Annotated in this window: 19 protein-coding genes; 6 read left to right on the forward strand and 13 right to left on the reverse strand. The window is 46.3% G+C overall.

Annotation, left to right across the window (positions count from 1 at the left end; all coding sequences use genetic code 11):
* Window positions 1-1,737 (forward strand): TIM-barrel domain-containing protein (locus QZX97_RS09255; RefSeq protein ID WP_295647978.1); only part of this gene is annotated, 1,737 nt, incomplete at its 5' end.
* Window positions 1,738-1,779: 42 nt separating this feature from the next.
* Here QZX97_RS09255 and QZX97_RS09260 read toward each other — a convergent pair.
* Window positions 1,780-2,292, reverse strand: coding sequence for a DUF4251 domain-containing protein (locus QZX97_RS09260; RefSeq protein ID WP_295647980.1), 513 nt, complete (start codon window positions 2,290-2,292; stop codon window positions 1,780-1,782).
* Between the two features lie 143 nt (window positions 2,293-2,435).
* On the reverse strand, window positions 2,436-3,707 hold the full coding sequence (gene serS, locus QZX97_RS09265; protein WP_295647982.1) for a serine--tRNA ligase: 1,272 nt from the start codon (window positions 3,705-3,707) through the stop codon (window positions 2,436-2,438).
* Window positions 3,708-3,837: 130 nt separating this feature from the next.
* On the opposite strand from serS, the gene rsmI reads away from it, so the two are divergent.
* Together rsmI and lnt are read left to right on the forward strand one after the other, a co-directional pair.
* On the forward strand, window positions 3,838-4,557 hold the full coding sequence (rsmI, locus tag QZX97_RS09270) for a 16S rRNA (cytidine(1402)-2'-O)-methyltransferase (RefSeq protein ID WP_295647985.1): 720 nt from the start codon (window positions 3,838-3,840) through the stop codon (window positions 4,555-4,557).
* A gap of 159 nt (window positions 4,558-4,716) precedes the next feature.
* Entirely contained in the window at window positions 4,717-6,348 is a 1,632-nt protein-coding gene (gene lnt, locus QZX97_RS09275; RefSeq protein ID WP_295647988.1) for an apolipoprotein N-acyltransferase, read from the forward strand.
* A 5-nt stretch (window positions 6,349-6,353) separates the two neighbouring features.
* Here the strand turns inward: lnt and QZX97_RS09280 are convergent, their stop codons facing one another.
* From QZX97_RS09280 to QZX97_RS09305, 6 genes are all read right to left on the reverse strand, one after another.
* Window positions 6,354-7,205 (reverse strand): N-acetylglucosamine kinase, encoded by an 852-nt coding sequence (locus tag QZX97_RS09280; RefSeq protein WP_295647991.1) that lies wholly within the window; start codon window positions 7,203-7,205, stop codon window positions 6,354-6,356.
* Entirely contained in the window at window positions 7,202-7,591 is a 390-nt protein-coding gene (locus tag QZX97_RS09285) for a response regulator (RefSeq protein ID WP_295647993.1), read from the reverse strand. Before QZX97_RS09285 ends, QZX97_RS09280 begins: the two co-directional genes overlap by 4 nt.
* A 43-nt stretch (window positions 7,592-7,634) precedes the next feature.
* A complete protein-coding gene (locus QZX97_RS09290) occupies window positions 7,635-8,909 on the reverse strand; it encodes a TolC family protein (protein ID WP_295647996.1) in 1,275 nt (424 codons plus the stop codon).
* Between the two features lie 72 nt (window positions 8,910-8,981).
* Entirely contained in the window at window positions 8,982-12,098 is a 3,117-nt protein-coding gene (locus QZX97_RS09295) for an efflux RND transporter permease subunit (protein WP_295647999.1), read from the reverse strand.
* Window positions 12,099-12,105: 7 nt separating this feature from the next.
* Window positions 12,106-13,185, reverse strand: coding sequence for an efflux RND transporter periplasmic adaptor subunit (locus QZX97_RS09300; RefSeq protein ID WP_295648002.1), 1,080 nt, complete (start codon window positions 13,183-13,185; stop codon window positions 12,106-12,108).
* A gap of 2 nt (window positions 13,186-13,187) precedes the next feature.
* Entirely contained in the window at window positions 13,188-13,664 is a 477-nt protein-coding gene (locus tag QZX97_RS09305; RefSeq protein WP_295648005.1) for a MarR family winged helix-turn-helix transcriptional regulator, read from the reverse strand.
* Between the two features lie 139 nt (window positions 13,665-13,803).
* Between QZX97_RS09305 and QZX97_RS09310 the strand changes: the two genes are divergently transcribed.
* Window positions 13,804-15,606, forward strand: coding sequence for a PDZ domain-containing protein (locus QZX97_RS09310; protein ID WP_295648007.1), 1,803 nt, complete (start codon window positions 13,804-13,806; stop codon window positions 15,604-15,606).
* Here the strand turns inward: QZX97_RS09310 and QZX97_RS09315 are convergent.
* From QZX97_RS09315 to QZX97_RS09330, 4 genes are read right to left on the reverse strand one after another with little or no spacing between them, the layout of a single operon-like run.
* Window positions 15,603-16,652, reverse strand: a complete 1,050-nt coding sequence (locus tag QZX97_RS09315) for a hypothetical protein (protein WP_295648009.1) — start codon at window positions 16,650-16,652, stop codon at window positions 15,603-15,605. The two genes, QZX97_RS09310 and QZX97_RS09315, sit on opposite strands and share 4 nt — an antisense overlap.
* 15 nt (window positions 16,653-16,667) lie before the next feature.
* Window positions 16,668-17,126 carry a DUF3368 domain-containing protein gene (locus QZX97_RS09320; RefSeq protein ID WP_295648012.1) on the reverse strand — a complete coding sequence of 153 codons (459 nt, stop codon included), beginning with the start codon at window positions 17,124-17,126 and terminating at the stop codon, window positions 16,668-16,670.
* A complete protein-coding gene (locus QZX97_RS09325; protein ID WP_295648014.1) occupies window positions 17,110-17,337 on the reverse strand; it encodes a UPF0175 family protein in 228 nt (75 codons plus the stop codon). The genes QZX97_RS09320 and QZX97_RS09325 overlap by 17 nt, the downstream gene beginning before the upstream one ends.
* Window positions 17,338-17,376: 39 nt before the next feature.
* A complete protein-coding gene (locus QZX97_RS09330) occupies window positions 17,377-18,063 on the reverse strand; it encodes an SIMPL domain-containing protein (protein WP_295648016.1) in 687 nt (228 codons plus the stop codon).
* A 176-nt stretch (window positions 18,064-18,239) separates the two neighbouring features.
* Between QZX97_RS09330 and QZX97_RS09335 the strand changes: the two genes are divergently transcribed.
* Both QZX97_RS09335 and QZX97_RS09340 read left to right on the forward strand, forming a co-directional pair.
* Window positions 18,240-19,868, forward strand: a complete 1,629-nt coding sequence (locus QZX97_RS09335; protein ID WP_295648020.1) for a M28 family metallopeptidase — start codon at window positions 18,240-18,242, stop codon at window positions 19,866-19,868.
* 88 nt (window positions 19,869-19,956) lie between these two features.
* Entirely contained in the window at window positions 19,957-20,427 is a 471-nt protein-coding gene (locus tag QZX97_RS09340; RefSeq protein ID WP_295648023.1) for a GyrI-like domain-containing protein, read from the forward strand.
* Window positions 20,428-20,572: 145 nt separating this feature from the next.
* Here QZX97_RS09340 and QZX97_RS09345 read toward each other — a convergent pair.
* Window positions 20,573-20,726: signal peptidase II (locus QZX97_RS09345; protein ID WP_295648025.1), on the reverse strand; the 154-nt coding region annotated here is incomplete at its 5' end.

Raw genomic sequence — 20,726 nt, forward strand, 5'->3', positions numbered from 1 at the left:
AAATATGTATCCGAAAGCGGTAAAATGGTGGATTACTACTTTTTTTACGGCCCGGATTTCGACCATATCATCGACTTGTACCGTACTGTTACTGGCCGCGCGCCTATGTTTGGCAAATGGGCCTACGGCCTGTTCCAATCGCAGGACCGTTATAAAAGCCAGGCAGAAGTAATCGCCGTAAAGGATAATTACCGCAAAAACCATATCCCGGTGGATGTGATTGTGCAGGATTGGTATTATTGGGACCCGCTGCCTATAGGCTCGCATGTGATGAACAGGCAGGCTTATCCCAACCCAAAAGCCATGGTCGATTCGCTGCACCAAGCCAATATCCATGCCATGATATCCATCTGGCCTGTGTTTGGGAAAGGCACGCCAAACTTCGACGCGCTGAAAAACGCGGGCTACCTCACCGATATCACCTGGGACAATGTGGTTACCCACACCTTCGATACCTATTACGATGCGCACAACCCCAAAGCGCGGGAAATGTATTGGGAGCAGGCCCGCGACAGCCTGATAAAGGCCTATGGATGGGATGCCTGGTGGATAGACCAATGTGAACCTGACAATGGTGCGCTGTTGGATGCCCGCAGGCAAAGCAATTTTTCGGTAGGGAAAGGAATAGATTATTTTAACACCTACTCGCTGGAGCATACCAAAGGCGTATACACCGGCTGGCGAAAAGACATCCCCGGTAAGCGGGCTTTCTTCTTGGCGCGACAGGCTTTCGCGGGGCAGCAACGCAACGCGACAACGCTTTGGTCGTCCGATATTACCTGCACCTTCCGGGCGCTAAAAAGCCAGGTGCCGCAGGGAATTAACGCTTGCGCTTCGGGCATACCCTATTGGACATCCGACATCGGTGGTTATCACCTCAACTGGAAAGCGCCCGATTGGTCGACACCCCAAAACCGCGAATTGTTTATCCGCTGGTTCCAGTTTGGCGCGTTTTGCCCCATCTTCCGCATACATGGCAAAGGCGAGCGGGCATTGTACTCCGATAACTGGGATGCCCAAACCAAGGCCATCCTATTGAATTATGATAAACTGCGGTACCGTTTATTGCCATACATATACTCATTGGCGGCAAAAGTTACCAATCAAAATTACACCCTGATGCGAGCCTTGCCTTTCGATTTCAGGACGGATGAAAAGGTGTACAATATTCCCGACCAATACATGTTCGGTCCGGCGTTTTTGGTTAACCCTGTAACCGAACCCTTGTTTACCGGGCCAAATGCGGCAAATAAAGCAAAATCACGAAAAGTATATTTACCGGCCGGCACCACCTGGTATAACTTTTGGAACGGCGAAACCATGGCTGGCGGACAAACCATTGATGCCGATGCGCCGCTGGGGCAAATGCCGCTGTTTGTACGCGCCGGGTCCATCATCCCCATGGGGCCAAATGTGGAGTACGCCGCCCAAAAGACATCGGGGGTTACCGAACTGCGTATTTATCCCGGCGCCAATGGTAATTTCCGGGTTTATGAAGACGAGAATGATAATTACAAATACGAAAAAGGGGCAAGCGCAACCTTTAACATCCTATGGAACGACAGATCAAAACAACTAACCCTAACATCCCGTCAAGGCAAGTTTAAAGGCATGCAAAAAACGCGGGTGTTCCATATCGTCATGGTAAAAGCAGGGCATGGAACCGATACCATCATTGAAGCAAAGCCCGATAAAATCATCACGTATAATGGCAATGCGATTACAGTTAAGATTTAGATTTGACAACTTTTTAAAAGTTGTCAAATCTTTTTGAACCGGTTAAGCCTTCTTTTTCTTAGGCGCTTCAATATAACCCTGGAAACTGATGGGGTCGCGGTTGGTGCTGGTAATTTGCAGCGAAGCGTAACCATCGTCGGATATGTTCATAAACATTTTCTCAACGCCTTTCGCGTCGGCGGTTTTGATGCTGATCTCCCAGCCGCCTTTTTTTAACAGTTTAGGGAAATAGGAAAAACGGGTTGATGTAAAATGGATACCGCCATCCATCGGGTCTAAAGGTGCTTGATATGCCTGACCAAAATAAGGCAGATAGGCAATCAGGGTATCTTTAGAAACATGCAAATCATATTCGGGTGTGAGGTTGATATTGCCGCCGCGCATCGGGTTGGCCGATTCCGGCACAAATACATAAGTACCCGAATCGATCAGGGCTTTCACTTCGGCCGCTTTTTTTGCCTGGCGTTCTTTGCGGGCGTTTTGGGCGTTAACGGTAAATGATGCCATTCCAAACAGCATCAGCAAAAGGATGAGTTTACCGTAAATGGTTTTCATATGCAAAGGTTTATAGGTGTAAAACGATGAATATAAAGATATGTTTTATAGGGGGAAAAATAGCCCCTCCCAAACCCTCCCCGGAAGGGAGGGCTTAAAAAAATCTTTTAAGTCTCCCCTACTGGGGGAGATTTAGAGGGGGCCTAATCTATCCACTCAAACCTGGTATAAGGCACCAAAACCTCGGGTATCTTAATGCCTTTCTCAGTTTGGTTGTTCTCCAGCAAGGTAGCAACAATACGCGGCAAGGCCAGTGCACTGCCATTTAGCGTATGCGCCAACTGTGTTTTACCCTCGGCATTGCGGAAACGCAGTTTGAGGCGGTTGCTCTGAAAGGTTTCGAAGTTGGATACAGAAGACACTTCCAGCCAGCGCTGTTGTGCCGCGCTCCAGGTTTCCATATCGTAAGTAAGGGCCGAGGCAAAGCTCATATCGCCGCCGCAAAGGCGCAGCACACGGTAGGGTAGCTCCAGTTTTTGCAGCAGGCTTTGCACATGGCCGCTCATTTGCTCCAATACCTGGTACGATGTTTCGGGTTGTACCACCTGTACTATTTCCACCTTATCAAACTGGTGCAGGCGGTTCAGTCCGCGCACGTGCGCTCCGTATGAACCCGCTTCGCGGCGGAAACATGCCGTATAGCCGCAATTTTTTACAGGCAACTCATCGGCCTTTAATATCACATCGCGGTACAGGTTGGTAATGGGCACTTCGGCAGTAGGGATGAGGTATAACTTATCCTCGCCGATGTAATACATCTGGCCTTCCTTATCAGGAAGTTGGCCTGTACCAAAGCCCGAGGCTTCGTTCACCACCAAAGGCAGCATCATTTCATCATACCCGGCTTTTTCGGCTTCATCCAAAAAGAAAGCGATCAACGCGCGTTGTAATTTGGCGCCTTTACCTTTATACACCGGGAAACCAGCGCCGGTTATTTTAACGCCTAATTCAAAATCTATCAGGTTATATTTTGCGGCCAGCTCCCAATGGGGCAGGGCACCGGCATATAGTTCAGGTTTTTTGCCATGCTCCAAAGCTATCTCGTTATCCTCGGGCGTAATGCCTTTGGGTACGCTGCTATGCGGCAAATTGGGCAGCAATACTATTTTTTGTTGGAGTTCTTCTTCTACTTTAGCATACTGCTCGCTTAGTTTTTTGATCTCCTCTTTCCAAACATTCGATTTTGATTTGATGATTTCGGCTTCCTCTTTCTTCCCGGTGCGCATCAGCTCGCCAATTTGTTTGGCAGCCGCATTGGCTTCGGCCGATATCCCGTCCAAAGTGTTCTGTGTCTGACGGCGTAACTCGTCTAATTTCACCACCTCATCAACCAATTCAGGCTGTTTAAAATTTTTTACCGCTAAACGTTCCAAAACCTGTTCCCTGTTTTCGCGGATATAACTAACTTGCAGCATTATTTTATATTTTGAACAAAGATAGGATTAGTTCATAGATCATGGTTAATGGTTCATGGTAAAAAAAGGAGATAAACCCTCGATGAATTAAGATTAACAGCTAAAAACTATGAACCATGATCTATGAACTATGAGCCAATCCGGTAAACTCTACTTAGTACCCACGCCCATCGGCAACCTCGAAGACATTACTTTGCGTGCTTTGCGTGTTTTAAAAGAGGCGGATATTATCCTTGCGGAAGATACACGCACTTCGGCGCCCATGCTCAAGCATTTTGGTATCAGCCAGAAGGTTTACGCGCATCACCAGCATAATGAGCACCAGAGCACCAACGAGGTGGTCCGCTTTTTAAAGGAAGGCAAACAGGTAGCTTTGATATCCGACGCGGGTACGCCATCCATCAGCGACCCCGGCTTTTTCCTGGTGCGCGAAGCGTTGAAGCATGATATTGCTATTGAATGCCTGCCCGGCGCTACGGCATTTGTGCCGGCGTTGGTCAACTCAGGTTTCCCTACGGATAGGTTTTGTTTTGAAGGTTTTTTGCCTGTAAAAAAAGGCCGGCAAACACGTTATAAAGCTTTGGCCGAAGAAGAACGCACGATGGTTTTTTACGAATCGCCGCACCGCATACCCAAAACGCTGGAAGAAATGATCACTTATTTCGGGGCAGACAGGCAAATATCCGTATCGCGCGAGCTGACCAAATTGTTCGAAGAAACCGTGCGCGGCACCGTAGCCGAAGTAAAGGCTTATTACGAAACACACCCCGTTAAAGGCGAGTTTGTGATATGCGTGGCGGGGATGGAAAGTCAAAAGTCAAAAGGAAAAAATTATAAAGAAGAGGAATAGCCTTAAGTCGGAAGTCTTGAGTCTGGAGTCAAGAAAATTAAAAAAATACGTCATTGCGAGGAACGAAGCAACCTCTGCGCGATAGGTCTCCGAGCAGCATCATCGACTTGCATCTGTAGAGGTTGCTTCGCTATCGCTCGCAATGACGTTAAGGGAAACATGAAAAAAAACATCCTATTAACCGTTTTATCGGGCCTGTTATTATGGCTGGCCTGGCCGCCCATACCTTATACCACATTCATTCTGTTTTTCGGGCTGGTGCCGATGCTGCTGCTCATGGAAAACATCATTCGGTCGGATGCAGAAAATAAAGGTCGCAGGATATTCCGCACCACCTTCTGGGGCTTTTTTATCTGGAATTTCCTGTCCATCTACTGGGTATATAACTCGGTAAAAATGGTAGGTAACCTCATCGCTATTCCAATTTCGTTTATCCCGTACTCGCTGGGCCCCTTATTAATGGCCATAGCCTGCTGGCTGTATTATAAAATGCGGTGTTTTACCAACCGCAACATCAGCCTGGTGGCCCTCGTTTGTTTTTGGATAGGCTACGAGTACCTGCACCAAAGCTGGGACCTGGCCTTCCCCTGGATGACCCTGGGAAACGGTTTCGCGGTAAGCCACCAGTGGATACAGTGGTACGAGTACACGGGCGTTTACGGTGGTACGGTTTGGATTTGGGCTGCAAATATCCTCATCTTTTTGATATGGATGGGCGTACAGGAAGCACAAGCCAAACAAGAACGTTTAAGGCTGGTTACTGCATTGACGCTTGTCATCATTTTGCCTTTAAGCTTCTCGCTGTACACCTATTACAATTACACCGAAAGCCCCGACCCGGCAAACATCGTAGTAGCACAGCCCAATGTGGATCCCTACATGAAGCTGAACGACATCCCGGTGGAGCAGCAAATAAAAATCCTTGCTCGCCTGTCCGACTCGATAGGCCAGCAAAATACCGAGTTCTTCATCTGGCCGGAATCGGCCATACCCGAAGCCATCGACGAAGATCGCTTCCGTACAAGCAATTACTACAACCAGGTGCAACAGTTTTTGGGCAAATACAAAAATGGCAACGTGCTTACCGGTGTGGAGACCACTAAACTATACAATACAGATGCCACGCCATCGGCCAGCCCTGTACCCGGCACCGGTCAATACTACGATGTTTTTAATGCGGCGGTCAATATCGAAAACTCTGCCGCATTACAGTTTTACCATAAATCGAAACTGGTGCCAGGTGCCGAGCAATTGCCCTTCGGCTCGGCCTTATCGTTTATGAAACCCGTGTTCGAGCATTTGGGTGGCGCCTCAGGCAGTTATGGCAAACAAAAAGAGGCAGGCGTGTTTTACTCGCAGGCGGGTATCGGTGTGGCGCCGGTAATTTGTTATGAATCCATTTGGGGCGGGTACGTGGCTACCTATGTTAAAAAAGGAGCGCAGTTTATCGCCATCATCACCAACGACGGCTGGTGGGAAAACACATCGGGCAAAGACCAACATCTCGACTATGCCAAGCTCCGCGCTATTGAAACACGGCGTTGGGTTTGCCGCTCGGCCAATACGGGTATTTCGGCATTTATCAACCAGCGTGGCGATGTGGTTCAGCATACTGCATGGTGGGTAAAAACAGCCATCAAACAGGATATTAACCTCAACTCCGACCTTACCTTTTACGTTAACCACGGCGATTACATACCCAATGCGGTATGCATATTGGCTTTGCTGGGCATAGGTTTTATAAGCTTTAAAGTGGTGATGTTAAGGTTTAACCGAAAAAAGCTGCATTGAGCTGATTAACCGTTGTGGGTCAAAATAAAATCGAGCAGGTGTGTGATGGGCTTTTGGATTATTTTGCCTACCTGTATGCCGTTTTGATTACACATGGCCGTCAGTTCGTCGGCAAAATGCCAGGCTATGGAGCCAACAAAATGGAACTTATAGTCGTGGTGGTCGGGGTAGGTCCTGATATTGGTTTCGATAAACTCATTAAAGCCTTCTTTTAACAGGTTTTGGGTGTAAGCCGTGTCCCTGCTATCGCTCAAAAACCGCGCAAACGAGGCCAGATAGCTATTCGCGTTGCTCTTTTGGTAGATGTTTTTTATCACAACCTCTTTGTCGATGGGGTATAGCTCATTAAATTTTTGGCTTACTTCCGTCGGCATATTACCGTACAGATAGTCGGTAATCAGCTTTTTGCCAAAGTAACTGCCCGAGCCCTCATCACCCAAAATATAGCCGATGCCGTGGTTGCCATCAATAATGGTTTCACCATCAAAAAAAGAGACATTGGACCCTGTGCCCAATACACAGCAATAACCCGTCTCGTTACCGCAGGTGGCATATGCCGAGCCAAGCAGGTCGGTATCCACACTGATAAATATTTTAGGGAACACATGGCTTAGCGCGTTCGATACCATTTCGCGCCTGTCGGGACTGGAGCAGCCCGCGCCAAAAAAGTAAATCTCGTCTATCTTGCCCGCTTTTTTTACAATGTCCGCACATTGCGACTGCAAAATTTTAACAATCTCTTTTTCGGTTTGAAAATAAGGGTTTATGCCCGTTGTGGTAAAGCCCGTTGGTTGTTGCCCGGGTATATCAATCAGCCAATCTGTTTTTGATGAACCGCTGTCGGCAACTAATATCATGTATTGCTAATGGCTTCGAGGGCCTTGTGGGTAAGGGGCTTGTGGATAAACTGGGTAATGTATTTATTTTCTTTCGATAGCCTGAAGTCCACAGGGTCTAAAGAGGACGATAGCATGAATATTTTGATTTGCTTGTCGTCGTCAAGGTGCATCGAATCAAACTCTTTTAAAAACTCAAAACCATCCATAAAAGGCATACGGATGTCCAAAAATATCACATCGGGCTGTATTTTTTTTGCCTGTATCTGGGCTATAGCCTCGGGTGCAGATTGTATTACAATAATCTGTTCGGCAAAATTGCTGGTTTCTAAAATTTTACGCGTTACAAAGTTGTCGATAAAATTATCATCGATCAACAAGCATAGTTTGAAGCGTGGTGTAGGCATAGCGTTCAAAAATAACGCTTTATATCATAAAAAATAAAATAATTTATTGAATATTAATATTGTTGGTAATTTCTTTCAAAGTTATCTCGGCTGTTTTGGCCTGATATTGTGCCTGATAGTACATTGATTGCGCGCTGAGGTAGTTTCTTTGCGCCTCCCTTATTTCTAAAGGGGTAATATTCCCGAGCTTGTATTTTTCCAGCGAAATGTCGAGATTTTGTTTGGCGATAGCCACATTCGAGATATCGATCCTCATCAAATCAAGGCCTGAAAGGTAATTGATATAAAAATTATCTATCTGTGCTTCAATATTTTGCTTTGTTTTGCCTGCGCTGATGGTTGCGTTTTCTATCAGCAGTTTGGCATTTGTTTCCTGCCGGTTTTGGTTGTTGCCGTTAAATATGTTGATGGATGCCGTGAGGCCATAAGCAAGGCCATTGGTATTTTGTGAGCGTGCAAAACCAGCCGGTGTGGCGCTGTTGGTAATGTTATACCCCGTGTTCACCCCAACTTGCGGATAGCGCATGGCTTTTACCTGCCTCAGGTTGATTTCGGCCAACCGTTGGGTTATTTGCGATGCCAGGATGTTTGGGTTAGCACTTTGCGCCTGGTTGATGATATCAGCCAGCTTTAGTTTATCGTCAACAATAATGGTGGTATCGGCCACCGTAAAATCGGTAGAAAGGTCGCGCGCCAATAGCTGGTTCAGCCTTATTTTTATGGATTTGTAGGTTTGCAACTGCACCAAATAATTCGAGGTATCGGTATTCAGGTTAACTTTCGCATTCAAAACATCCAATCCGGCGGCGCGGCCAACATCGAGTTTGTCCTGTGTATAGCGTAACTGCGTCCGAGATATTTCGATGGCGCCCTGTAAAGCTTTTAGTTGCTCTACCTGGTTTACCAACAGGTAATAGGTGGATATTACGTTGGCCAAAGTTGTTTCAATGGTATCGCGTTGACTTATCTTGCTCAATTCGCTTAATTGTTTTAGCTGGTCCATATTGGCAAACATGGCAAAACCATTAAAAATGGTCCAGTTTAGGTTTACGCCATAAGTCAAGCTGGTATTGTTGGCGCCGTTTATTTGCGCCACCGACCCATCCGATTTGGTTTGCGTGGTATTTTGCAAACTATTGGTGGATGTTAGCCCGGCGGCAATCTGTGGCAATTGGCCGGCATTGCCGCGCGTTACGTTGTTGGCTGCAATGGCCGTCGTGTTTTTGGTGAGCCTGATATCGTAATTGTTTTTTAACGCGATATCAACGGCATCCTTCAAACTCAACGTAGGGAGGGTTTGCTGGGCCCGGGCAGCCATCGCCAAACAAAGACAAATTATAAATAAACAAATGGTTCTTAAAAATCTCATTATCATGTACCTTAATCCTGTTTATAGTGCCAGCTCTTCGTGTTTGGTTTCTTCTTCGGCAGGCTCTTCATCGGGGTTGTGTTTTGTTTTTGGCGAAATCAACACATACATTACCGGGATTACGTATAGTGTGAGCACTAAAGAAAACAACATGCCGCCCATAATAACAATACCCAAAGCCGTACGGCTTTTTGCACCCGCGCCCAGAGCGAAAGCTATAGGCACAGAGCCCAATACCACGGCCAAACTGGTCATCAAAATGGGCCTTAAACGCGATGTCGCCGCTTCAATAACCGCTTCATATTTCGTGAGGCCGTGTTCCATACGCTGGTTGGCAAACTCCACGATGAGGATACCGTTTTTGGTTACCAGACCTACCAATGTGATCATCCCGATTTCACTGAATATGTTGAGGGTTTGATTGAACAACCATAACGACAAGAATGCACCCGCGATAGCCAACGGCACCGTCAACATAACCACCAAGGGGTCCTTGAAACTTTCAAACTGTGCCGCAAGCACCAGGTAAATGAGCAATAACGCAAAAGCGAAGGCGTAAATAATGTTCGATGAGCTTTCAGCAAAATCGCGCGAAGGGCCCGCCAAATCGGAGCTGAATGTGGGGTCTTTCAGCACATCTTTAGCAATGCGCTGCATCTCTTTTATGCCATCGCCAATGGTAGCACCGGGCGCAAGGCCTGCCGATACCGTGGCTGATTTGAAACGGTTAAAGTGATAGATGGATGGTGGTGTGGAGTTTTCGGACGCTTTCACCACGTTATCCAATTGCACCAATTTGCCCGATGAACTCCGCACATAAACCGAAGTCAAATCGAGGGGTTTGTCGCGGTTTGCGCGGTCGACCTGGGCAATTACCTGGTACTGTTTACCATTAATAAGGAAGTAATCTAATCGCCCGGCACTATAATACAATTGCAGCGTTTGCGCTATATCGCTCACGGCCACACCCAAATCCCGGGCGCGATCGCGGTCGGTTACCACCGACAACTGCGGTTTGGTAAATTTGAGGTTGATATCCACACCCTGAAAAACGCTGCTCTTGTTGGCTTCGGCCAAAAACTGCGGGATAACTTTTCGCAGCTTTTCAAAATCCTGGTTTTGGATAACAAATTGCACCGGTAAGGATGTTTTGGCACCGCTGCCGCCACCGCTTATGGTTTGCTCTTGTATGATAAACGTTTTCGCATTGGGCATTTTAGCCAACTGTTTGGTCAAATAATCGGCAATTTGCTGCTGGCTGCGGGTACGCTCATCGGGACTGACCAAACCCACACGGCCAAAACCAGTATTTACCGCGCCCGCGCCGCTAAAGCCCGGCGCAACATAACTAATGTTGATTTTCTTTTCAGGAATGGAATCTTCCACCAGTTGCGAAACTTTATCCATGTACCTCGACATATATTCATACGATGTTCCCTCGGGTGCCGTAACCGACATCCTTAGCAAACTACGGTCGTCCAAAGGCGAAAGCTCCGATTGTATACCTTGCGAGGTAAGCCAGATGATAACGAAAGACCCGCCCAAAATAGCGAAGGATATCCACCGTTGCCTCATAAACTTAACTAATGAATCGGTGTACGATGTCGTAAGGTAAACAAAGAAAGGTTCGGTGCGCACGTAAAACTTCGATTTCCCCTGGTTCTTGCGGATGAGCTTAACATTCAACATAGGTGTCAACGAAAGCGATACAAAAGCGGAAATCAATACCGACCCCGCGACGACGACCGCGAACTCGCGAAACAGACGCCCCGTAAAACCCTGTAAAAACACGATGGGCAAAAACACCGCCGCCAGCGTTACCGATGTGGAGATAACCGCGAAAAATATCTCGGCCGAGCCTTCAAAGGCGGCCTTCCTGATGGGCATGCCGCTTTCCACCTTTTTGTAGATGTTCTCCGTGACGACGATACCATCATCAACCACCAGCCCCGTTGCCAGTACAATGCCCAGCAAAGTCAATATATTGATGGAGAAGCCAAAAATATACATGATAAAGAAGGTGCCGATAAGCGATACAGGAATATCTATCAATGGCCTGAAGGCGATGAGCCAGTCGCGGAAGAACAGATAGATGATGATTACCACCAGTATAAACGATACCGCCAAAGTCTCTTCAACTTCGGAAATGGATTGGTTGATAAAGCGGGTATTATCCAATGCCACTTCCACCTTGATATCTGGTGGAAGGTCTTTCTTTACCTGCGCCAGGCGTTTGTAAAAATCTTTGGCTATTTGCACATAGTTGGCACCCGGCTGCGGCACAATGGCCAGTGCAACCTCAGGTATTCCCGATTCTTTTAAGCCGGTCTCCTCGTTCGAGGCACCTAAAACGGCATAACCTACATCGCTTAAGTGTATCACATGCGCGCTGTCGGCTTTTAGTATCAGGTTGTTAAAGTCTTTTTCGGTAGTCAGTTTGCCTAAAGCGCGTATGGTCAACTCGGTGTTATTGCCTTCAATTTTTCCCGCAGGCAGCTCCACATTCTCTTTGGCCAATGCCGTGCTGATATCGCTGGCAGCCAAACCAAATGCAGTGAGTTTATTGGGGTCTATCCATAAACGCATGGCGTACTGGCGCTGTCCCTGTACGTTTACCGCGCTTACACCGGGCACTGTTTGCAAGGCCTGTTGTAAAACGTTCTCTGCATAATCATCTATCTGCAAAATGTTGCGGGTATTGCTGCTTACCGTAACGGTGATGATATTGTCCGAATTGGCATCGGCCTTAGTAACTACCGGCGGTGCATCAATATCCTGAGGTAACTGCCGTTGCGCTTGCCCTACCTTGTCGCGCACATCGTTGGCGGCGGTTTCAAGGTCGGCATCCAGGTTAAATTCAACCGTAATGGTACTCGAACCAACCGAACTTGTCGATGAGATATTACGGATGCCCGGGATACCATTAATTGCTTTTTCGAGCGGCTCGGTTATTTGCGATTCGATAACATCGGAGTTGGCGCCCGAATAGTTGGTGTTTACGGTAATGATCGGCGGATCCACCGAAGGGAAATCGCGTACGCCCAGAAAGCTATATCCTATAACCCCGAACACCACGATAACGATAGACATTACTGTGGCCAAAACCGGCCTTTTTATGCTGACAGAGGATAAACTCATATGGATATCAATGAATTACTTTTATGATTTTAATGGGCACCTTGGGGCGCATCTGTATAATGCCGCTCACAATCAAACTGTCGCCGGCTTTTAACCCGCCGGTAACTTGTAGTTTGGTATCAGTACGGGTATCGGTTTTAATGGGCCTTGGCACAGCAAATCCATTTTTAGCGATAAACACATTGCTGCCCTTAATATCCGGTATCACCACTTCAGTAGGTATCATAATGGTGTTTGGTATCTGGTCCAACGTAAAGTGTATCTTGGCAAAGCTGCCTGCCCTCAACAAACCATCTTTATTATCGGCCTTGGCGCGCAGCGTTACCGAGCGGGAGTTCACATCAATCGCCGGCTCGATGGCGTATACGCTCCCCGCGAATTTTTTGTCCGAACTTTCCACGGTAAAGCTGATCTTACTGTTTACATGTATCAGCGTCAAATACTTCTCGGGGATTGTAAAGGTTATTTTGGCCGGGTCGGTATTCACCAAACTGGCAATGGATCCTTGTGGCGATAAATAACCGCCTGGACTGATATTGCGCAAACCGATGGTCCCCGAAAAGGGTGCACGTACTTCGGTCTTTTTTATCTGTGCTTTGATCAGGTCGGCCTGGGCCTGATACGAGTTTAAGGAGGTGAGTGAAGTATCGTATTCTTCCTTGCTGATGGCTTGCTTTTCCAACAATATGCGGTTGCGGTATTCTGTTTGTTCGGCCAGTTTTATTTGCACCTGTATTTGTTTTAACGATGCCTGCAGGTCCTGGTCGTACACCTTTACCAGCAATTGCCCTTTTTCAACATGGCTGCCCTCGTTAAAGTAGATGCCGGTAATGTTCCCTGCGGTTTCACTCTTCAGTTCAACCTGCTCATTGGCCGACACACTGCCCGTTACATCAATGGAGTTGCTGAATACCGTATCCTTTACAATCATCACATTTACCGGTACTATGGGTGTGCCTTTTTTACCTTTTTTACCGGGCCCGGCCTGTGCCGCAGCCTCTTTGGCTTTAGGGCCGTACAATTTATTGTAAAACAGGTATCCGATCAGTAAAATCAACAGGGGATAAATAATGTATTTAGGCTTCATTTTTATGGTTTGCGTGTTGTGTTTCTTGGCTTTTTCAGGCGCAGCGATATATGGTTCGATTCGAGCGGCTTAAGGTTATTGCTTATTTTAAACAGTACTTCTTCAAATACCTCTAATTTTTCGCGGTCAATCCCCTCGGTGGCTTTGGCATTTAATTGCTTGTACGCTTCTTTTATTGCCGGCATGTCGACCTTCGCTTTATCGGTGATTTTAAGGAGTTGCTGCCGCCTGTCGTCCGGATTGATTTCACGGTAAACATATCCCTTATCTGTCAAAGTATCAATTATACTTACCATCGACGATTTATCTTTTCCTGTAATTTCGGCCAGCATCTTTTGGGTTAGTTTGCCATCATGTTCTGCTATCAACAAAAGCATATAATGATGACGGTTAATTTCCAGATATTCAACCCGTTTTAAAAAAACGCCGAAGTATATTTTGACTACCTGCAACAGCCTGCGCGCTAAAGGTTCTTCCAACTTTTGTTTTGATTTTTTCCGAACGCAAAGCTATAATAGTTCTCATTCAAAACAGTTATATGTAGCAACCATTTTACAGCTTTTTTACTGACGATTGAACTGGTTTTTTATATATGGGTAAATTTGTAACTTGCCTGCCATGAAGAAAATTTACCCCCTGGCTTTTTATCTAATTACCCTTTTTATGAATGTTAAAGCAACCAATGTTGCATCGCCTGTCCGTATAAATTATCAGGTTACTTTTCCTGAAGCATTAGCCCACTACGTAAACATCGAAATGACGATAGTTGGCCTATCACAAAATGGTGTTGATGTTAAAATGCCTGTATGGACGCCGGGCTCCTACCTGGTGCGCGAATTTGCCAAAAACGTGGAAGGCTTTACTGCCGAAAGCAACGGCACAGTGCTTACTGCCTACAAAACCGACAAAAATACCTGGCATATTGCTAACGGTAATCATTCGGACATCAAAATAACCTACCGCGTTTATTGCTTTGAAATATCGGTGCGTACCAGTTTTATCGATGCCGCGCATGGGTTTTTGTCGACATCGGGTCTGTTTATGTACCCGGCAGGTATGCTGAACGAACCTTCGCAGATACATATCACACCTTACAAGGGTTGGACAACGGTGTCCACCAGCCTTGAACCGGTAAACGGCGACCAGTTTACACTTTATGCGCCTAACTATGATATTTTGTTCGATTCGCCTATTGAAGTGGGCACGCAGGATGTTTTTAGTTTTGAGGCTTCGGGTGTAAAATACGAGGTAGCCATGGTTAACGGTGGTAACTATGATAAAGGGCAATTGAAAAAAGATATGGCCAAAATAGTGGAAGAGGAAACGGCCATTTATGGTGAGAACCCCAACAAACGATACGTGTTCATTGTGCACAATTATGCCAAAAGCGGTGGCGGACTGGAGCATTTAAGCTCGACGGTATTGGGTGCTTCGCGCGATAATTATGCTACAAAGGGTGGGTACGAAAACTTTTTGGGCCTCGTAGCCCATGAGCATTTCCACCTGTGGAACGTGAAGCGCTTAAGGCCGATTGCGCTTGGCCCGTTCGATTATGACAAAGAAAACTACACCCCAAACCTGTGGATAGCAGAGGGTTTTACGGCCTATTATCAGGATATCATCATCAGGCGTACGCATTTGTACCCGGCGGATGACTATCTGGCAAGGCTTGCCGGTAATATCAGCTCGGTAACCAATCAACCGGGAGCGAAAATCGAATCGTTGAACGATGCAAGCTTTAATGCCTGGATAAAACTGTACCGTCCGAATGAAAATACCAATAACTCCACCATATCATACTATAGCAAAGGCGCTTTGGCGGGTATGCTGCTTGATTTGGAAATCATCAACGATACCAAAGGCGAAAAAAGTTTGGACGATGTAATGAAGTACATGTACGATGAGTACTACAAAACAAAACAACGCGGCTATACCGATGCCGAATTTAAAGCCGGGCTGGAAAAATTTGCCGGCAAAAACCTCGACGATTTTTATAACCAATACATTTACGGCCTTGCCGATATGGACTTTGCCAAATACCTGGGCTATGCGGGCTATCAGTTGGCAGACGATAATGCCCGTAGCAACAACGCTACATTGGGCGTGGCTACAAGCCCAGGCAGCAATGGCAAAATAGTAATTACCGGTGTATTGCGTAACAGCGCGGCCTGGGTTGATGGCCTGAACGTAAACGATGAACTATCCGCCATCGACGGGCAGCCATTAAACAACGACCTCGATAAAATTATAGCGGCCAAAAAACCGGGCGATAAAATTGTGGTGAGCCTGAGCCGTGATGGCATTCAAAAAAACCTGCACGTTACACTTTTGAAAGATACTTCGGTAAAATATAAAATTATTGAGCTTGCCAACCCTACTGCCGATATGATGACGGTGAGAAAGAAATGGTTGAAGCTTTAAAGTTTTGTACGGGTTAAAATAATATGCATGTGCTCGGTCAGTATTTGGCCCATGGTGTTGCAATTGTCAAAAGCATCGGTTTTATGATATTCGCCAAGATCGGCGGCCAATTGTTTTACTTTTTCTTCGGGCGATATTTTGTCGATGCGCATCACTTTCATCAGGTCGTGCAAGCGGAAACGCGCTATCCTGACACGCTGGGCTATCAGGCTTCGTTCTTCTTCCTGGTATTGCCTCATGGTATCTTCGGTGATGTATTTCATGCCCAGGTTGTTGAGGGCATTGTTCTCTTTAAAAAAGTGCGGCAGATAAAATTTGCGCCGACCCTCATAGCTTTGCTGGTCAAAGTCTATCGCGCGGATGCGGTATTGGTTGCCTTCGATATCGGGTGTTATATCCACCACAAAATTGTACGAACGCATATCGCCCAAAAGGCGTAAGAAGCAACGCTCGTTGAACTTTACAAACTCTTTACAGATACGGATCTGGTTGAATTTTGAGGTGCCAAGCCGGTGGTTGATAAATACATCGCCGGGCAGCCCGGGGATATGCCCTTCGGCCAAAGTATCGCCACTGGAAATGTAGATGATGCGGTTTGGCGACAAGGTATGTTCCAACTCAAGCCCGTATATACGTGAGGCATCGGCTCTTTTTATATAAAAGTGGTCGTAATTGTCATTCAGGCTGTTGATGATGCGGATGCGGAAAGGTTGCGAATTGCCAAAACTGCAAAAGTCGATACGGGCCACGGTTAGCTGCTGCAAAGACCTTTTATCGCCGTCAATATGCATTAAGGCATATATATAGGTAAGCGCGGGGAATAATTCCTTCATCTCGCCTTCACTATAATACACAGTTTGCCATAAGGTATCGCTGCCGTCTTTATTGAGTAATGGGGTATGAAAGTTGAAACGCAGCAAATCAGAGTAACGCACCGGCAAGTCTATTTCGCGGTCGTACTGCTTGAGGTAGTCGCGCAACGGGTCGATGATAGGGTAAAAGAATTTTTTACGGGAGGGAACATCGGGGCGTTGGGAATCACTCATGATTTAAAGGTAGGCTTATTCTCCGGCAAGGGAAAGAATTTCTTGCAAAACTGCCTCCGTATATCTAAAATCAGTTTGTTGAACTTTGGCAATTATAGGTTGTATAGCAGGAATAATCCCTGCTGTTTTGGCTTTCAAAAATACGCCTAAGCTCCCTGTAAAGTTAAGATTTAATCGTTGAGCGGCTTTTCTACCTTTTCCATCGTCAAGAATCAGCAATGATGACCCTATCTCCATTGCCAAGGCAATTGCGCTTGCTTCACCAGGGTCAATATCTAAAGTTGATTGAAACTGTGTGTCTTTAACTGTTTCAATTTTTACCCATATAGGCAAAGCCGAACCAAATTCCTCAGCGATAATATTGGTTGTAGTTACTGTTCCAAACAAAATCCGAAGCAATTCCATTTCACCGATTTTGTCAAGTAAAATGAAACAGGTTGTATCGGCAATAACGATGCTATATTCTGCTTGCATCGCTTAGCATCTCCGACACCGGATAGTTCAATAGAGAAACACCATAGTCGCTTAGCAATTCTGCAAATGTACGTTTCGACAGGCCAACCATATCCGCGGCTTGCCCTAACGACAATTTACCCGACTCGTATAGTTTGGCCGCTATAAACCGAACGGTATCATTTTGATACTCGCCCAAGCTATCAGGTACTTCAAGTGTTATCGTAGTCATAAAGTAAATATACAAAAAATTGGAGGTCGAAACAAAAACCTATTTCACAATCTCGAACACCGCATTTACCTGAAAGCTCAGTTTTATCTTTTTAAAGTCGATGTCTTGTTCGGGAGCAGCATCGGCAACAGTTGCTTTTCTCATAAATGTACTCAACATAGGGGCAGTAAAACCGCCATTGTCCACTTCGGTAATGCTGATGGGCTCGCCCAACTTTTGCCCAATACCGGTGAGCAGATAGGTAGCTTTGTCGCGGGCGGCTATCAATGCCTTTAGTTTCAAATCCTTTTTAAGCTCGTCCATTTTCGAGTAATCATAGCTTTCGATATAGGTATTTTGGATGCCTTTCGGGTCGATGGCGCTCAGTATCTGGTTGATTTTGTTCAAATCATGAAACTTGATGCGGTATTGTTTGCTCGCCAAAAAGTTGGGGTCCTTTTTTTTCTGATAGGTAGTATAACCCGCAATATTATTGATGGTAAGGTCTTCTTTGGGGATACCGGCATCGGCAGCCGCCTTTATCAACTGGTTTTCTAACTGGGTAATGTCCATACGGTTGCGACCGTCCATATACTCTTTGAGCGATATGCTGAAGTAGATAATGTCGGGGGTTACTTCGGTTTCGGCGGTGCCCGATACTTCGATCTTGCGGCGCAGGTCAACACTTTGCGCTTGCGCATAAGTTGTGGCAATTGCCAATAATGCTATAAAAAATATCTTTTTCATGGTGTGTTTTTTTATTGGACAGACGAAGTTAAGCAGCCTTTTCCATAACAGGTAACATGTTTTTTACAACATTGTTGTAATGGCATCGTCAAAAACAGTATTGGCGCAATTAAAAGCTTTAGTAAGGCTGTTTTGAGGAAGATTATTTTATGTAAGTTTGGTTCAAAGCAATTTTTATGAAAATAAGACACATCCTTATTACACTAAGTTTAGGCATGGGTATACTGGCCGGCTGTAAACAAAAAGCAGAGCAAACAACTTACGGCCCGGTTACAGCCGACGACATTAAGAGCCACATCGCCGTACTGGCCAACGACTCGCTGATGGGCCGCAAGCCTTTTACCGCGGGCGAAACCAAAGCCATCAGCTATATCTCATCCGAGTTTAAAAAACTGGGCGTTGCTCCGGGCAATAACGGCAGCTACTTTCAGGATGTGCCGATGGTGCAGGTTACGGGCACGCCTTCGGCCACGATGGAGATATCGGGTAAGACGCACATCTCGTTGAAAAAGACGGAAGACTTTGTGGTGTTTAGCCGCCATGAGGATGCGAACATACAATTAAAAGACGCGCCCATGGTATTTGCCGGTTACGGTATTGTTGCACCCGAATATCATTGGAACGACTATGCCGGCCTGGATGTAAAAGGTAAAGTAGTGGTGGTTTTGGTAAACGATCCGGGCTTTAAATCGGGTGATAAGACCTTGTTCAAAGGTGATACCATGACCTACTACGGCCGCTGGACCTATAAGTTTGAAGAAGCTGCCCGCCAGGGCGCGGCGGGGCTGCTCATCGTTCACCAAACGGAGCCTGCAAGCTATGGCTGGTCGGTAATAAAAACAAGCAACACAGGACCCAAATTGTATTTGCAGGCAGCCGATAAATACAAATCGCGTGCGCTAGTGGAGGGTTGGATAACCGACTCCGCCGCACATCAAATATTTACTGCCGCAGGTATAACAGGCGATATACGTGCTATTGCCCGCAAGCGCGATTTTAAAGCGATACCGTTGGGTATGAATTTAACGGTAGGCCTCAGCAACAGTTTAAAATACTCCATGTCGCACAATGTGATCGCGATGATAAAAGGGACAGACAAGCCCGATGAAACCATCATCTACACAGCGCATTGGGACCACCTGGGCATTGGTGCTCCGGTTAAAGGAGATTCGATTTACAACGGTGCGGTTGATAACGCCAGCGGTGTAGCTTCGCTGTTGGCCATTGCGAAGGCCTACACTGCAAGTGCCGATAAACCCAAACGCAGCATTGTGTTTTTAGCCGTTACCTCCGAAGAGCAGGGTTTGCTGGGCTCGGAGTATTACGCTACGCACCCGGTTTTTCCGCTGGCTAAAACGGTAGCTAACCTAAATATGGATGCCTTAGGTTTTTACGGGCCAACGAAAGACCTCTCCATCACCGGAAAGGGGCAAAACGATTTGGATGATTATGTAGCTGCCGAAGCCGCTAAATTTAACCTCGAACTGAAAGGCGACGACAGGCCTGGCGCGGGCAGCTATTACCGGTCGGACCATTTTAACTTTGCCAAAGTTGGCGTACCCGCGCTCGACCTGAACAATGGTACCAACAGCATTGAGCATGGCGAGGAATGGGGCAAAGCCAAAAAGAAGGACTATAACGATAACAATTATCACCAACCATCCGACAATTACAGCGCCGATATGGACTGCACAGGCATGGCCGAGGTGGCGAACGTGATGTACAATATCGGTGTGAAACTGGCCGACGAAACTACCTTCCCGGGATGGAAAGCGGGGTCGGAGTTTAAGGCGTTGCGCAAGTAATGTGTAAATTTGTAAATGTGCAAATGAGTAAATGTGCGATTTGCAAATGTGTAAATCAATAGATTTTTTTAAAAATTTTTGTTGACCGATGTTTTTAAGAACAGAAGTATTGGCGGAAAAGAAACTGGTGGGCAAAAGCCTGTCGGTTTCTTTCGCGAACAATAGAACAACCGAGCTTTGGCGGGGTTTTATGTCACGCAGGGGCGAAATAAAAAATAGCATAGGGCAGGACCTGTATTCGCTGGAGGTTTATGCCCCGCATTTTTTTGACAGTTTTGACCCCACACGCGAATTTGACAAATGGGCTGCCGTCGAGGTTGCCGACCTGAGCAATGTACCCGATGGGTTGCAAACCATGGTCATCCGGGAAAGCTTATATGCGGTTTTTCTGCACAAAGGATTGGCCACTGACGCAAGTACCTATCAATATATTTTTATGGAGTGGTTGCCTAAATCCGGCTATGCAGTTGATGACAGGCCACATTTTGCTGTGATGGGCCAAAAGTATAAAGGCGACAGTGCGGATTCGGAGGAGGAGATATGGATACCGATTGTTTAATGTGCGAATTTGCAGATGCGGATATGTGCAAATGACTTCAAACAAGAATGAGTAAATGTTCAAAATGATAGGTCTTACCATTTGCACATTTACTCATTCGCACATTGAGTATCATTTACTCATTCGCACATCTGCACATTAAACCTTATTCCTCCACAACCTCGCTGTTCAAACTGTTTGGTTCAGCGGTTTCGTGTTTAAAGTAGTGTTTTTGGTTAAGCAGGATCAAGATAACGCCAACAGATATGGCGGCATCGGCCAAGTTAAATATAGGCCTAAAGAAGATAAAATCTTCGCCA

It is taken from the genome of uncultured Mucilaginibacter sp. (assembly GCF_903893715.1).
Taxonomy (GTDB): Bacteria; Bacteroidota; Bacteroidia; order Sphingobacteriales; family Sphingobacteriaceae; genus Mucilaginibacter.

Coding starts and splice junctions, on each gene's coding strand:
- QZX97_RS09260 (WP_295647980.1), bottom strand. CDS start 2,292: ATGAAAACCATTTACGGTAAACTCATCCTTTTGCTGATGCTGTTTGGA.
- serS (WP_295647982.1), bottom strand. CDS start 3,707: ATGCTGCAAGTTAGTTATATCCGCGAAAACAGGGAACAGGTTTTGGAA.
- rsmI (WP_295647985.1), top strand. CDS start 3,838: ATGAGCCAATCCGGTAAACTCTACTTAGTACCCACGCCCATCGGCAAC.
- lnt (WP_295647988.1), top strand. CDS start 4,717: ATGAAAAAAAACATCCTATTAACCGTTTTATCGGGCCTGTTATTATGG.
- QZX97_RS09280 (WP_295647991.1), bottom strand. CDS start 7,205: ATGATATTAGTTGCCGACAGCGGTTCATCAAAAACAGATTGGCTGATT.
- QZX97_RS09285 (WP_295647993.1), bottom strand. CDS start 7,591: ATGCCTACACCACGCTTCAAACTATGCTTGTTGATCGATGATAATTTT.
- QZX97_RS09290 (WP_295647996.1), bottom strand. CDS start 8,909: ATGGCTGCCCGGGCCCAGCAAACCCTCCCTACGTTGAGTTTGAAGGAT.
- QZX97_RS09295 (WP_295647999.1), bottom strand. CDS start 12,098: ATGAGTTTATCCTCTGTCAGCATAAAAAGGCCGGTTTTGGCCACAGTA.
- QZX97_RS09300 (WP_295648002.1), bottom strand. CDS start 13,185: ATGAAGCCTAAATACATTATTTATCCCCTGTTGATTTTACTGATCGGA.
- QZX97_RS09310 (WP_295648007.1), top strand. CDS start 13,804: ATGAAGAAAATTTACCCCCTGGCTTTTTATCTAATTACCCTTTTTATG.
- QZX97_RS09315 (WP_295648009.1), bottom strand. CDS start 16,652: ATGAGTGATTCCCAACGCCCCGATGTTCCCTCCCGTAAAAAATTCTTT.
- QZX97_RS09320 (WP_295648012.1), bottom strand. CDS start 17,126: ATGCAAGCAGAATATAGCATCGTTATTGCCGATACAACCTGTTTCATT.
- QZX97_RS09325 (WP_295648014.1), bottom strand. CDS start 17,337: ATGACTACGATAACACTTGAAGTACCTGATAGCTTGGGCGAGTATCAA.
- QZX97_RS09330 (WP_295648016.1), bottom strand. CDS start 18,063: ATGAAAAAGATATTTTTTATAGCATTATTGGCAATTGCCACAACTTAT.
- QZX97_RS09335 (WP_295648020.1), top strand. CDS start 18,240: ATGAAAATAAGACACATCCTTATTACACTAAGTTTAGGCATGGGTATA.
- QZX97_RS09340 (WP_295648023.1), top strand. CDS start 19,957: ATGTTTTTAAGAACAGAAGTATTGGCGGAAAAGAAACTGGTGGGCAAA.